The sequence below is a fragment of the Pantoea sp. X-Soil-TKNS-1211 genome (assembly GCF_059730495.1).
Genome location: NZ_AP035953.1, coordinates 4,300,594 through 4,315,118, shown reverse-complemented (window position 1 = coordinate 4,315,118; position 14,525 = coordinate 4,300,594). Strand labels below are relative to the sequence as shown.

At 53.8% G+C, this 14,525-nt stretch carries 11 protein-coding genes; 6 read left to right on the top strand and 5 right to left on the bottom strand.

Annotated features, from left to right (window positions below; translation table 11 throughout):
• Positions 1-221 precede the first annotated feature (221 nt).
• Positions 222-1,595: an oxygen-independent coproporphyrinogen III oxidase gene (gene hemN, locus AC6I8W_RS20385; RefSeq protein WP_497836444.1), complete on the top strand. Its 1,374-nt coding sequence runs from the start codon at positions 222-224 to the stop codon at positions 1,593-1,595.
• 36 nt (positions 1,596-1,631) lie between these two features.
• Here hemN and glnG read toward each other — a convergent pair whose 3' ends face one another.
• The 3 genes from glnG to glnA form a co-directional block, all read right to left on the bottom strand.
• Entirely contained in the window at positions 1,632-3,041 is a 1,410-nt protein-coding gene (gene glnG, locus AC6I8W_RS20380; RefSeq protein ID WP_013511066.1) for a nitrogen regulation protein NR(I), read from the bottom strand.
• Positions 3,042-3,048: 7 nt separating this feature from the next.
• A complete protein-coding gene (gene glnL, locus AC6I8W_RS20375; RefSeq protein ID WP_013511065.1) occupies positions 3,049-4,098 on the bottom strand; it encodes a nitrogen regulation protein NR(II) in 1,050 nt (349 codons plus the stop codon).
• Positions 4,099-4,358: 260 nt separating this feature from the next.
• Positions 4,359-5,768, bottom strand: coding sequence for a glutamate--ammonia ligase (gene glnA, locus AC6I8W_RS20370; RefSeq protein ID WP_013511064.1), 1,410 nt, complete (start codon positions 5,766-5,768; stop codon positions 4,359-4,361).
• A 444-nt stretch (positions 5,769-6,212) separates the two neighbouring features.
• Here glnA and typA point away from each other — a divergent pair, with 444 nt between their 5' ends.
• The 5 genes from typA to fabY all read left to right on the top strand — a co-directional run bounded on the left by typA (position 6,213) and on the right by fabY (position 11,173).
• On the top strand, positions 6,213-8,033 hold the full coding sequence (gene typA, locus AC6I8W_RS20365; RefSeq protein WP_497836443.1) for a ribosome-dependent GTPase TypA: 1,821 nt from the start codon (positions 6,213-6,215) through the stop codon (positions 8,031-8,033).
• Between the two features lie 229 nt (positions 8,034-8,262).
• Complete coding sequence (gene yihX, locus AC6I8W_RS20360) at positions 8,263-8,859, top strand: glucose-1-phosphatase (protein WP_497836442.1); 597 nt, start codon at positions 8,263-8,265, stop codon at positions 8,857-8,859.
• A 3-nt stretch (positions 8,860-8,862) separates the two neighbouring features.
• Positions 8,863-9,732 carry a virulence factor BrkB family protein gene (locus AC6I8W_RS20355; RefSeq protein ID WP_497836441.1) on the top strand — a complete coding sequence of 290 codons (870 nt, stop codon included), beginning with the start codon at positions 8,863-8,865 and terminating at the stop codon, positions 9,730-9,732.
• Positions 9,729-10,166, top strand: coding sequence for a D-aminoacyl-tRNA deacylase (gene dtd, locus AC6I8W_RS20350; RefSeq protein ID WP_497836440.1), 438 nt, complete (start codon positions 9,729-9,731; stop codon positions 10,164-10,166). Before AC6I8W_RS20355 ends, dtd begins: the two co-directional genes overlap by 4 nt.
• A gap of 59 nt (positions 10,167-10,225) precedes the next feature.
• Positions 10,226-11,173, top strand: coding sequence for a fatty acid biosynthesis protein FabY (gene fabY / locus AC6I8W_RS20345; protein ID WP_497836439.1), 948 nt, complete (start codon positions 10,226-10,228; stop codon positions 11,171-11,173).
• Positions 11,174-11,242: 69 nt separating this feature from the next.
• Here fabY and AC6I8W_RS20340 read toward each other — a convergent pair whose 3' ends face one another.
• Together AC6I8W_RS20340 and AC6I8W_RS20335 are read right to left on the bottom strand one after the other, a co-directional pair.
• Positions 11,243-12,925 (bottom strand): AsmA family protein, encoded by a 1,683-nt coding sequence (locus AC6I8W_RS20340; protein WP_497836438.1) that lies wholly within the window; start codon positions 12,923-12,925, stop codon positions 11,243-11,245.
• Positions 12,926-13,044: 119 nt separating this feature from the next.
• Positions 13,045-14,433: a nucleobase:cation symporter-2 family protein gene (locus AC6I8W_RS20335; RefSeq protein WP_497836437.1), complete on the bottom strand. Its 1,389-nt coding sequence runs from the start codon at positions 14,431-14,433 to the stop codon at positions 13,045-13,047.
• Positions 14,434-14,525 lie beyond the last annotated feature (92 nt).

Genomic DNA, 14,525 nt, shown 5'->3' with positions numbered 1-14,525 from the left:
GCATGCGTATTCACGCATGCCGCGCTAAACAGGTAATGACCGATGTTTTGGCCTGGATCAATTTTAGCGCTACTGCTGGCATGTTATCTCATCAGCTTATTGTTTAAACTACGCCGTCTGTCGCGCCTGAAGTCGCGTTTACGCCGGGTTTCTGCTCGTCGTCCTGTTCACCCTTCTGCTTCGCGACCCGCCTTCAGACGACGTCACCGTAAGGAGTGAGCATGTCATCACAGCAGATTGAATGGGATCAGCGGCTGATTGAAAAATACAATCACGCCGGTCCGCGCTACACTTCCTACCCTACTGCACTGGAGTTCAGTGAGAATTTTGGCGAAGCCGATTTTCAACAGGCGGTAACCCGCTATCCCGAACGTCCGCTCTCGCTCTACGTACATATCCCGTTTTGCCATCGCCTGTGCTACTTCTGTGGTTGCAATAAAATCGTCACGCGTCAGCTCCATAAAGCTGATCGTTACCTTGATGTGCTGGAGCAGGAAATCCGTCAGCGTGCACCGCTGTTTGCCGGGCGTAGCGTCACTCAGCTGCATTGGGGCGGCGGTACGCCCACGTTCCTTAATCAGCAGCAAGTAAGTCGGCTGGTGGACCTGCTGCGCAGCCATTTCACTCTTGCCGAAGACATCGAGATGTCGATCGAGGTCGATCCGCGCGAAATTGAGCTGGAGATGATCGATCATCTGCGCTCGCAGGGCTTCAACCGTCTCAGCATGGGCTTACAGGATTTCAATAAAGCGGTACAGGAGAAGGTCAATCGCGTGCAGGACGAGGCGATGATCTTTGCACTGGTGCAACGTGCGCGCGAGCAGGGTTTCCGTTCGGTCAGCATCGATCTTATCTACGGATTACCGTTGCAAACGCCCGAGAGCTTTGCATTTACACTGCAACGTGTTATCGCCCTCAACCCGGACCGTCTCAGTGTGTTTAATTACGCCCATATGCCGACGTTATTCGCCGCTCAGCGCAAAATCAAAGATGCTGAGCTGCCCGGTGCGAGACAAAAGTTGGAGATTTTGCAGCAAACCATCTCTACCTTAACCGGCGAAGGTTATCAGTTTATCGGTATGGACCACTTCGCCCGGCCGGACGATGAACTGGCAGTTGCCCAACGCGCTGGCAAACTACACCGTAATTTTCAGGGCTATACCACCCAGGGCGAAACGGATTTGCTGGGACTGGGTGTGTCGGCGATTAGCATGATCGGTGACAGCTACGCGCAGAATCACAAAGAGTTAAAAACCTGGTACGCCAGCGTCGAGGAGCAGGGTAACGCGCTGTGGCGCGGCCTGACCCTGAGTGACGATGATTGCCTGCGCCGTGATGTCATCAAGGCGCTGATTTGCAACTTCGCGCTTGATTACGCGACGATAGAGGCGCAATGGCCGATCGTGTTTACGCGCTATTTTGCTGAGGATTTACAACTGCTGGCACCGCTGGTGGCGGATGGTTTAGTGGAGCAGCATGAGGATGGTTTGCGCGTCACGGGGATTGGTCGCTTGCTGATTCGCAATATCTGTATGTGCTTTGATGCGTATCTGCGGCAAACGGCGCGTCAGCAGCAGTTTTCACGTGTGATTTAAACGACAAAGGGAGCGAAGGCTCCCTTTGTATTAACTTTACTCCATTCCCAGCTCTTTCAATTTGCGTGTCAGGGTATTACGTCCCCAGCCAAGCAAACGAGCCGCTTCCTGTTTGTGCCCCTGCGTATGACGCAACGCGGTGGTGAGTAAGGTGCGCTCCATCTCCGGTTGTGCTTCAGATAACAGGTTTTGATGACCGGAACGCAGTGCGCGATCCGCCCATTGCGCCAGCAAAGTGGCCCAACTGTCCGGCAGCGATTGCACCGGGCTTTCCGGCGTGCTGGATTCAAACAGTTCGGCTGGCAAATCCTGAATCAACACTTCCTGGCCCGCAGCCATCACTGTCAGCCAACGACAGGTGTTTTCCAACTGACGCACGTTACCTGACCAGTGCAGACGCGTCAGCGCCGCTTCTGTTTCAGGGTGCAAAATCTTCGCTTCTACGCCCAGTTCACGTGCGGCAACTTGCAGGAAATAACGTGCCAGACGCGGAATATCTTCACGACGTTCACGCAACGGCGGCAGATGTACGCGAATGACATTCAGACGATGGAACAAGTCTTCACGGAATTTGCCTTCCTGTACGCGCATTTCCAGGTTCTGGTGAGTTGCGGCGATAATACGGACATCTACCTTCACCGGTGCATAGCCACCAACACGGTAGAACTGACCATCAGCCAGCACGCGCAACAGACGAGTTTGCACGTCGAGCGGCATATCACCGATTTCGTCGAGGAACAGCGTTCCGCCATCAGCCTGCTCGAAACGTCCCTGACGAATCTGATTGGCACCGGTAAATGCGCCTTTCTCGTGACCAAACAGCTCGGACTCAATCAAATCTTTGGGAATCGCCGCCATGTTCAGCGCGATAAACGGCGCTTTGGCTCGCGGGCTGTGGCGATGCAGGGCATGAGCCACCAGTTCTTTACCCGTCCCGGATTCACCGTTAATCAGCACGCTGATAGAGGAACGCGACAGACGGCCAATAATGCGAAACACATCCTGCATCGCTGGCGCTTCACCGATAATATCGGTTGTCGGGCCACTTACCGGTTGGTTGCGCGGCTGCTGCTGTTCCTGATAGTGACTGATGGCGCGTTCGACCAGCGCAACCGCCTCATCAATATCAAATGGCTTCGGCAGGTAATCAAAAGCTCCCTGCTGATAAGCACTGACGGCGGCATCCAGATCGGAGTGCGCTGTCATAATGATGACCGGCAGCATCGGATGACGCTGTTTAATCTGTTTCAGCAATGCCAGCCCATCCATGCCTGGCATACGAATATCTGACAGTAAAACATCTGGGGTTTTGGTCGAGAGCGCTTCCAGCACTTCGTTGCCGCTGTCAAAGGTTGCACAGCTCAAACCGGCTCCAGTGAGCGCACGTTCAAGCACCCAGCGGATGGAGCTATCGTCATCGACGATCCAGACTATCCCTCGTTGCATAGAAACCTCACTGGCGAATAGGCAGGTAAACCGAGAATTCGGTGTGACCAGGCCAACTGTTAAATTCTATTTTTCCTGAATGCTGATCGATCAGACTGCGGGCAATCGACAGACCTAAACCGGTACCGCCTTCGCGCCCGCTCACCATCGGATAGAACAGCGTATCCTGCAGTTGAGCCGGAATGCCTGGGCCGTCATCTTCAATATCAATGCGCGCCACCAGGCGATATCGCACACCGTGCAGCGTTAACTGGAACGCGGTGCGGGTGCGAATAATAATTGTGCCGCCTTCTTCACCCAACGCCTGAAGCGCGTTGCGTACTACATTCAGCAAAACCTGTTCAATTTGATCCGGATCGTGCGGCAGCTCCGGTAGGCTGGGGTCGTAATCACGCACCAGCGAAACGTTATCCGGCAGCTCCATCGACACCAGATTGACCACGCGTTCAGCCACCTGATGAATGCTTTGTGTCACATGCAAACCCGGCTGCTGCGGGCCAAGCAAACGATCGACTAAATTCCTCAACCGATCGGCTTGTTCAATAATCACCTTGGTATATTCATTCAGCGAAGGGTCCGGTAGGGCGCGGGATAATAATTGCGCGGCACCCCGTAAACCTCCCAGCGGGTTTTTAATTTCATGGGCCAGACCGCGTACCAAATCGCGGGCGGCGACCTGCTGAGCATGCTGAATTTGTTCCTGGCTGAGACGACGCTGATTATCCATCGGCGCCATTTCCAGCAAAATTAAACCATCGGGCAGACGTTGTGCCGTGAGCGACATAATATGCGCGCGGCCATCTACCACTAAGGTCACTTCGCTGTCCGTAAAGCCCTGGCCAGCCTCAAGACTCTCGCGCATCACCTCTATATTCAGCGAAAAATAACCGGTTAATTCAGGTAACGGCGTGCCAAATAATTTCCGTGAACTCTGCGCCAGTAATTGCTGTGCTGCCGGGTTGGCGTAATGAATAACTAATTCATTATCCACCAGCAAAATACTGTTTATCAGGGAGTTGAGAATCTGCCCCGCATCGGGCAGCGTGCCAGTTGCCATACAGCGTTCCTCTGCACTAATTCAGTGCATTATAGCCTTTGGTTGTAAAAACCGTTATTTGAACGATGAATTCGTGGAGAAAAAAGCCCATCCGAAGATGGGCTGAAAGTTTCCACGGCAACAAAAAATTTTCAGCGTCTTTCGTGCCGCAGCCGCGTTGGCTGCTCTCACTCACCCGGGTCACTGAGCGATCTCAGCTCCCCGGGATTCATTCGGTTGCCGCCTTGCTGCAACACGAAATCCGCGGAATATTTAATTAATTACACGCTGTAGTACAGCTCGAACTCTACCGGGTGCGGAGTCATGCGAACGCGGTCATTTTCAGACTTACGCAGTTCGATGTACGCGTCGATAGCGTCGTCGGTGAACACGCCACCACGGGTCAGGAACTCGCGGTCTTCGTTCAGGCAGTTCAGCGCTTCTTCCAGTGAACCAGCCACTTTTGGAATCTCAGCTTCTTCTTCCGGCGGCAGGTCGTACAGGTTTTTGTCCATAGCATCGCCAGGGTGGATCTTGTTGATGATGCCGTCGAGGCCAGCCATCAGCAGCGCGGTGAATGCCAGGTACGGGTTAGCAGCCGGGTCCGGGAAGCGAGCTTCGATACGACGCGCTTTCGGGCTGGCAACAACCGGGATACGGATTGAAGCAGAACGGTTACGGGCAGAGTAAGCCAGCATTACCGGTGCTTCGTAGCCTGGGACCAGACGCTTGTAAGAGTTGGTGGTCGGGTTAGCCAGGGCGTTGATGGCTTTAGCGTGCTTGATGATACCGCCGATGTAGAACAGTGCAGTTTCAGACAGGCCGCCGTATTTGTCGCCAGAGAACAGGTTCACGCCGCCTTTAGACAGAGACATGTGGCAGTGCATACCTGAACCGTTGTCACCGAACATTGGCTTCGGCATGAAGGTTGCAGTTTTGCCATAAGCGTGGGCAACGTTATGAACAACGTATTTGTAGATCTGAATTTCGTCAGCTTTTTTGGTCATGGTGTTGAAGCGGGTAGCCACTTCGTTCTGACCAGCAGTTGCCACTTCGTGGTGATGCGCTTCAACCACCAGGCCCATCTGCTCCATGGTCAGACACATGGCAGAACGGATGTCCTGAGCTGAGTCAACCGGCGGAACCGGGAAGTAACCACCTTTGATGGCCGGACGGTGGCCTTTGTTGCCGCCTTCGTATTCTTTACCGGTGTTCCATGCTGCTTCGATATCGTCGATAGCAACGTGTGAACCAGAAGTTGAAGAACCGAAACGGATGTCATCGAACAGGAAGAATTCCGGTTCAGGTCCGAACAGAACGGTATCCGCGATACCAGAAGAACGCAGGAAGTCTTCTGCGCGCTTGGCGATTGAACGCGGGTCGCGATCGTAGCCCTGCATGGTGCCTGGCTCAAGGATGTCACAACGGATGATCAGCGTCGGATCTTCGAAGAACGGGTCCAGAACGGCAGTGGTTGCGTCCGGCATCAGCACCATGTCTGATTCGTTAATGCCTTTCCAGCCACCGATGGAGGAGCCATCGAACATTTTGCCTTCTTCGAAGAAGTCAGCGTTAACCTGGTGAGCAGGGATAGTAACGTGCTGTTCTTTACCTTTGGTATCGGTAAAACGCAGGTCAACAAACTTAACTTCGTGCTCGTTCATCATCGAGAGAACGTGTTCAGCGGACATACTCAACTCTCCTGGAAATTGTCATTGTCGTCGTGGTGAGAGAACTTCGTTGCCTGGAATGTGTCATGGGTTCTGACATCTCCTAACCAAAGATCTCGGCAAGCTCTTCAACCGTTGTGCAACTGTCGTTTTCGCTTGAAAATAGTAAAGCGAATTCTGTGCCAACTTTATTACAGCGGATAAAATCGTGCTGTGATGCGCCCTGTCGTGAGTCGATGACTGCACCAGGATGGATTTGATGCACCAGGTTGGTGCGGAAATGGCAATTAAAAGCACCATATCAGTGCAAAATGCCATCGCAGTGCAGATTAATGCACCGCAATTGGTGCTAAAAACCAGCGCTGTAAGAAACTTTAGGCGAAATATGTGATCATGTTCAGTCTTCCGCTTAATCCGTGTACAATACCGCGTTATTTCTATTTCTATAATGCCTGAGGCAAAGCTGTGACCGAAAATTTGCGTAACATCGCCATCATCGCGCACGTTGACCACGGTAAGACCACCCTGGTTGATAAACTGCTGCAACAGTCTGGTACTTTTGACGCCCGTACCGAAGCGACTGAGCGCGTAATGGACTCCAACGATTTGGAGAAAGAGCGTGGAATTACCATCCTCGCGAAAAACACCGCCATCAAATGGAATGACTATCGTATCAACATCGTTGATACCCCTGGACACGCCGACTTCGGTGGTGAAGTTGAGCGCGTGATGTCCATGGTGGACTCGGTGCTGCTGGTTGTCGATGCGATGGATGGCCCGATGCCGCAAACCCGCTTCGTAACCAAAAAAGCCTTTGCTCATGGCTTGAAGCCGATTGTTGTTATCAACAAAGTTGACCGTCCTGGCGCACGTCCGGATTGGGTGGTTGACCAGGTATTTGACCTGTTCGTTAACCTCGATGCGACTGACGAACAGCTGGACTTCCCGATCATTTACGCCTCAGCGCTGAATGGTATCGCCGGTCTGGATCACAACGACATGGCTGATGACATGACCCCGCTGTATCAGGCGATTGTTGACCGTGTTTCTCCGCCGCAGGTTGAAGTTGAAGCACCGCTGCAGATGCAGATCTCTCAGCTGGACTACAACAACTACCTGGGTGTAATCGGTATCGGCCGCATCAAACGCGGTAAAGTGAAACCGAACCAGCAAGTTACAATCATCGACAGCGAAGGCAAAACCCGTAACGGTAAAGTCGGTAAAGTGCTGGGCCACCTCGGTCTGGAACGTATCGAAAGCGACATCGCGGAAGCTGGCGACATCATCGCGATCACCGGTCTGGGTGAACTGAACATCTCTGACACCATCTGTGATCCGCAGAATGTCGAAGCGCTGCCTGCGCTGAGTGTCGACGAGCCGACAGTAACCATGTTCTTCAACGTCAACACCTCGCCGTTCTGCGGTAAAGAAGGTAAGTACGTGACTTCGCGCCAGATTCTGGAGCGTCTGAACAAAGAGCTGGTGCACAACGTTGCGCTGCGCGTTGAAGAAACCGCCGATGCTGACGCCTTCCGCGTTTCAGGTCGTGGTGAGCTGCACCTGTCCGTGCTGATCGAAAACATGCGTCGTGAAGGCTACGAGCTGGCGGTATCCCGTCCGAAAGTAATCTTCCGTGAGTTCGAAGGCCGTAAGCAAGAGCCGTTCGAAAACGTGACCCTCGACATCGAAGAAACCCATCAGGGTTCTGTGATGATGGCGATGGGTGAGCGTAAAGGCGACATGAAAAACATGGACCCGGATGGTAAAGGCCGTGTGCGTCTTGACTACGTGATCCCAAGCCGTGGTCTGATCGGCTTCCGTAACGAATTCATGACCATGACTTCAGGTACAGGCCTGCTGTACTCCACCTTCAGCCACTACGACGACGTTCGTCCGGGCGAAGTGGGCCAGCGTCAGAACGGCGTGCTGATCTCTAACGGTCAGGGTAAAGCGGTAGCCTTCGCCCTGTTCGGTTTGCAGGATCGCGGTAAGCTGTTCCTGGGCCATGGTGCGGAAGTTTATGAAGGCCAGATCATCGGTATTCACAGCCGTTCTAACGACCTGACGGTAAACTGCCTGACCGGTAAAAAACTGACCAACATGCGTGCGTCAGGTACTGATGAAGCGACCACGCTGGTTCCGCCAGTGAAAATGACGCTGGAGCAGGCTATCGAGTTCATCGATGACGACGAACTGGTAGAAGTGACTCCGCAGTCAGTCCGTATTCGTAAACGTCACCTGACCGAGAACGACCGTAAGCGTGCGTCTCGCGGCAGCAAAGACTAAGCGAAAGCGATTAAATGAAAAAGCCCCGCAATGCGGGGCTTTTTTTTGCCCAAACGCCGGGCAATTGTCTGATAAGTGTGCAAGACCAATTCTGGATGTAACCCGCATGCGTGCTGAAAAACAGAAGGGTGCGCCCGCTTCCAGATCGGGGATTTCCCCCCCACCCCGCCTGTTCAGCCTTCGCATTTGCCGCTAGAGTGAATGATCCAGGGAATATAAAGGAGGCGTCATGCTGTACATTTTTGATTTAGGCAATGTGATTGTTGATATCGATTTCAACCGGGTACTTGGCGTCTGGAGTGACCTGGGGCGCGTGCCGCTGGCAACGCTACAAAGCCGCTTTCGCATGGATGAGGCCTTTGAACAACACGAACGTGGTGAGATAAGCGATCCGGAGTTCGCTGCCCGGATGTGTGAGCAGCTCGATGTGGCGTTGAGTTATGAACAGTTCACCGCTGGCTGGCACGCCGTGTTTATAGACCAGCGCCCCGACACCCTGGCACTGATGAACCAGCTCCGTGCGGATGGTCACCGCGTGGTGATCCTGTCCAATACCAATCAGCTGCATTATGGTTTCTGGCCGTCGCAATTTCCCGAGGTGCAACAGGCCGCCGATAAACTCTATATGTCGCAGGATATCGGTATGCGCAAACCTGAAGCTCGCATCTATCAATATGTATTGGATAATGAAGGCTTTACGGCTGATCAGGCGGTGTTTTTCGATGATAACCACGCCAATATCGAGGCAGCACGTGCCCTCGGCATAGAAAGCGTGTTGGTCACTGACAGCAAAACCGTGCCCGCCTGGTTTGCGAGTCATCGCTGAGTGATGTTCCTGCACCATTTGCGCCACTCCGGGCATGCATTTTTCCTGTGGGTCAAACTGCTGTGGCGGCGTATTGATGAAGATAATATGACGACGCAGGCGGGTAATCTCGCCTACGTCTCGTTGCTGGCGCTGGTGCCGCTGATTGCAGTGATATTCGCGCTGTTCGCTGCTTTCCCGGTGTTCTCCGATATTAGCGTGCAGCTAAAAAACTTCATTTTCACCAACTTCATGCCGGCGGCGGGCAACACCATCCAGCGCTATCTGGAACAGTTCGTCGCTAACGTGAATAAGATGACTGCTGTGGGCGCAGTCAGCCTGATTGTCACCGCGCTGTTGTTGATGCATTCGGTGGACAGTGCGCTGAACGTTATCTGGCGCAGTGATAAAAAACGGCCAATGGTCTACTCGTTCGCGGTCTACTGGATGATTCTCACCCTCGGACCGCTGTTGGCGGGGGCAAGTCTGGCCATTAGTTCGTATCTGCTGTCGTTGCGCTGGGTGAGCGCCTCTGGCGTCAACAGCCTGATTGAACAGGTGCTGCGCGTCTTTCCTTTATTACTCTCCATTCTCGCCTTCTGGTTACTGTATAGCATCGTACCAACACGTCGTGTCCCCGGACGTGACGCGCTGGTGGGGGCTATTGTCGCGGGCCTGCTGTTTGAGCTGGGCAAAAAAGGCTTTGCGCTCTATGTTACGATGTTTCCCTCGTACCAGTTGATTTACGGCGTGTTGGCAGTAATCCCGATTCTGTTCCTGTGGGTTTACTGGACCTGGTGTATTGTGTTGTTAGGGGCAGAAATTACCGTCACGCTGGATGACTACCGTCAATTAAAACAGTGCGAACGAGAAAAAGAACGAGAGGAAACATGATTGCTTTGATTCAACGCGTCAGTCGCGCCAGTGTTAGTGTCGACAACGCGATTGTAGGGGAGATTGACGCCGGTTTGCTGGTGTTGTTGGGTGTTGAAAAGGGCGACGATGAGAAAAAAGCACAACGGTTGTGTGAACGCGTTCTGGGCTATCGCATTTTTGCGGATGAGAACGACAAGATGAACCTGAATGTTCAGCAGGCTGGTGGCGGCGTGCTGGTAGTGTCGCAATTTACGCTGGCAGCCGATACGCAAAAAGGCATGAGACCCTCCTTCTCTGGCGGTGCCGAACCGGCAGAAGCTGAGCGCCTCTATGATTATTTTAGCGCCTGTTGCCGTGAGCAGGGCGTGTCTACCGCCAATGGCCGCTTTGCCGCCAATATGCAGGTTGAGCTGGTTAACGATGGTCCGGTGACCTTTTGGTTACAGGTGTGAGATTTTCAGCCGAGCGGCAAGGGATCAGCCAGGTAAGCTCCGAACGAGAGAATCACTTTATGTATCATCTTCGCGTGCCACAAACTGCGGAAGAACTGGATATGTACTACCAGTTCCGCTGGGAAATGTTACGAAAACCGTTGCGCCAGCCGCAAGGCTCCGAGCGCGATGCCTGGGATGCGCTGGCTCATCACCAAATGGTGGTGGATGAACAGGGCAAACCGGTGGCCATCGGACGGTTGTACATCAATGCTGAAAATGAAGCGGCCATCCGCTTCCTCGCGGTTCATCCGTCGGTGCAGGGCAAAGGCTTAGGTACGCTGGTGGCGATGACCCTGGAATCGGTGGCACGCCAGGAAGGGGCAAAACGTGTGACCTGTAGTGCGCGCGAAGATGCCGTCGAATTCTTTGCCAAGCTGGGTTACGTCAACCAGGGGGAAATCACTGCGCCACAAACCACCCCGGTACGCCATTTTCTGATGATTAAACCGGTGGTGACACTCGATGATATCCTGCATCGCGCCGACTGGTGCGGGCAGCTCCAGCAGGCGTGGTACGAGCATATCCCGCTAAGTGAAAAAATGGGCGTGCGTATTCTGCAATATACCGGACAGAAGTTTGTCACCACCATGCCGGAAACCGGTAATCAGAACCCACACCACACGTTGTTTGCCGGTAGCCTGTTCTCACTGGCAACCCTGACCGGTTGGGGATTGATCTGGCTGCTGCTGCGCGAGCGGCATCTGGGCGGCACCATTATTCTTGCCGATGCACACATTCGTTACAGCAAACCAATTAGCGGCCGTCCGGGGGCGATTGCCGATCTCGGCTCGTTGAGTGGCGATCTCGATCGTCTGGCGCGCGGGCGCAAAGCGCGTGTGCAGATGGAGGTTGAACTGTTTGGAGACGATGAGCTGGGGGCGGTGTTTGAAGGGGTGTATATCGTCTTACCCGCCGATTCACAGGGCGCGCTGGAAGAGGGTGGCTCCGGCGCACGTATCGATTAGCCATAGCGGCGCGATTTATCGCGCTCTTTTCTGATTAAAATCGCGCCGCTACGGATATTGATGCGCAGTTTACGGCTGAATCTGCCCGCTACGCATGGTCTGCTGCACGGATTGCGTATCAGTTGTCACCGACAGGTTGCCATTCACGCTCGGACGTAACGGTGCCGTCGCGTTCAGTGAACCGTTCACCTGCAACAATAAATTGCTATTTCCGGTCAACGACAATGCGGGCCAGCCCCAGTTTTGCAGAATGTTCGCCGGAACCGCCTGACCTTTCAGATGCAATGTCAACGCACGCTGTGGCTGCTGGTCGACGGTGGCTGTGCCCTCCAGCAAACCGCTGCCGTTAAAGGCGCTCAATTCACTGACCTGAATCTGCTGATCATCGGCGCTGAAGCTAATCGACGGATGACGTAAATCGGTACGGTTAAAGGTGGCTTCAGCGGCGTTAAAACTGGCTTTGCCAGCCCAGATCCCCCATTGTTGCTGCCGTGCCAGCAACAGGTTTTCGCCACCGCCATCCAGCGCGGTCATCTGGAAAGGAAACGCCGGATTGATATCAATGATCAGGTTGCGGTTTACGGTCACACGCTTCACCAGCACGCTGTCGAGCCACGTCGGTAAGCTTTGCTGCCAGCGATCGCGCCAGTTCTGCGGCAGGGTATATTCCAGTCCGGCCACCGCCAGTTCATCCAGCGTCAGGCGTTTATCACTGCGCGTCCAGTTACCGCTGGCACGTATGACGCCATTGGCCCAGCGGGAACTGAACTGCGTCAGTGCGATCCCCTGTGCTGAGAAGCCAGCATTCACAATGGGATCATTCAATTCAAAAGCACCGTTAATAAAATTACCGGCGTTCATCGCCAGAGAACCGTCTTCACTCTGCCAGTCGTTACCGCGCCAGGTGAGGTTTTTCAGGGTTAAATCGAGATCAGTCACCGCCCAGTCAGGCCCTTGTAAACGCGCGTCGGTCATATCCAGTCGGTTAATCGTCACCGATGGCACATCGCTGATCGGATTGAGGAAATCGAGCAGGGTTTTATGGGTTTGCAGGCGGATATCATTGAGGCGTAGCTGGTTAATCTTCCAGTTGCCCTGCGCATCGCGCTCGGCATCACCGGTCATTGAACCCCGAGCCAGATCGGCCCCAATGTTGCTTAATACCAGACGGCGCTGCGCCACATTGCCTTGCAGCAAGACGTTATTTCCCTGCACGCCATCTAAAGTCATTTCACCGGCGCTCATCTGGAACTGTGCATCGCTTCCCAGCATATCGTTGGCGGTTGGCTTCCACGGCAAAATGCCACCGTTCACCTTACGGGCAAACATCGGTAGCGCGCTGCCTGGGCTATCGATGCGCATATTATTGAGTTGCAGACGGTTGGCCTGGAGCGGCAGCGCGTTATCGGGTGTCAGGTTAGCCAGATTCACTTCGCCATCGCGCAATTCAATGCTGCTAAAGTGCAGCGGATCGCTGAATTGTACCAATGCCAGCCCGAGATCAACGCGTTTCGCCACCAACACCGCTGGCTGGCCATCGTGGCCAAAACTGAAGTCATCAAGGATGATGTGCGAGGGAGAAGAGAGGTTGTGTTCGATTTTACTGAGGGAAAGATGCCATTCCGTTTTGTCGCTTACCCAACGGCTAAACCAGCCTGCGCCCCATTGTGTTTGCAGCAACACATACAGGATGACCAGTGCCAGCAGAATTAGCAGCAGTAAAGTAAGGAAAAATTTGCCTAGAAATTTCATTGCATCCATCCCGATCTTTTATCCGGTAAGAGGTTGTTATGCCTGAATTACCGTTACAGCTCAACAGCCTGGATGTAAAAGCGGATAAATATCAGGCAGGCATCAGCCTGCCGTGAGTATTACTCCCCCTGGGGGAAGACGAGGTTGAGCACGATAGCGGTGATACCACCCGCGGCAATACCCGAGGAAAGCAGCGTTTTCAGCCAGTCTGGCGCGAATTGCAGAATCAGCGGCTGCTGCGAAACGCCCAGGCCAACCGCCAGCGATAGCGCGATAATCATAATGGCGCGACGATTAAGTGGCTCACGCGAAACGATGCGCACACCTGATGCTGCGATAGTACCAAACATCACAATCGTTGCGCCGCCCAGCACCGGCTCAGGAATGTGTTGCACAAATCCGCTGACCGCCGGGAACAGGCCAAGCACAATCAACATTAGCGCTACCACAAAACCGACATAGCGGCTGGCAACGCCGGTCAGCTGGATCACGCCATTATTCTGCCCAAAACAGGAGTTTGGAAACGTATTGAACAATGCGGATACAAAAGAGTTGAGGCCATTGGCCAGTACGCCGCCTTTAAGACGTTTCATATACAGCGGGCCACTTACCGGCTGTTCAGAAACGTCAGAGGTAGCGGTAATATCCCCGATGGTTTCCAGTGAGGTCACCATAAACACCAGCATCAGCGGAATCAGCAGATTCCAGTCAAAACCGAGGCCGTAGTAGAGCGGTGATGGCACCGAGAGCAATGCCTGGTTGGTCGGCGTGGTATTTTCCGGCAACATGCCGAGCGCCCATGCCAGCAAGTAGCCAACGGCCATGGCGATCACCAGCGAGGCGACACGCAAATAAGGATTGCGCTGACGGTTAAGCAGAATAATCACCACCAACACGCTACCCGCCAGCAGCAGGTTTTTCGGTGCACCAAAACTGTGATCATTCATGGCAGCAAAGCCACCGCCGATCGAGGTTAGTCCTACCTGAATCAGCGACAAACCGATGATCATCACCACAATGCCCGATACCAGCGGCGTAATAATGCGGCGTGCCAGGTGCAACACGCGAGACAACACCATCTCGGTGCATGAGGCCACCATCAGCGTGCCAAATAGCGCCGCCATCATGGTGGGAATATCGGCCCCACCATTTTTCAGCGCCATGCCACCCATAATCAACGGGCTGACAAAGTTAAAACTGGTGCCCTGAATTGACAGCAGACCGGATCCGACCGGCCCCCATGTCTTGATTTGCAGAATTGATGCGACGCCAGAGGCAAACAGCGACATGCTGATAATGTGCTGGGTATCTTGTGCGGGCAGGCCCAGCGCCTGACAAATCAGCAGCGCGGGGGTGATCACTGCGACAAACATCGCCAGCAGATGCTGGCAGGCGGCAAACAGCGTTTGCGGCAGCGGTGGACGGTCTTCAAGACGATAAATCAGTTCACTTTTTGCCACAGTGGCGGCACTGGCAGTCTGGCGGGATTCAGCGGTATCGACGGACATGGTGGACGTTCTCAATCACAACAAAGGGGCGATTTTAAACCGATGCCAAATGAAAGCAAACGTTTGCAATGCCCCTTTTCACATCCTTCACG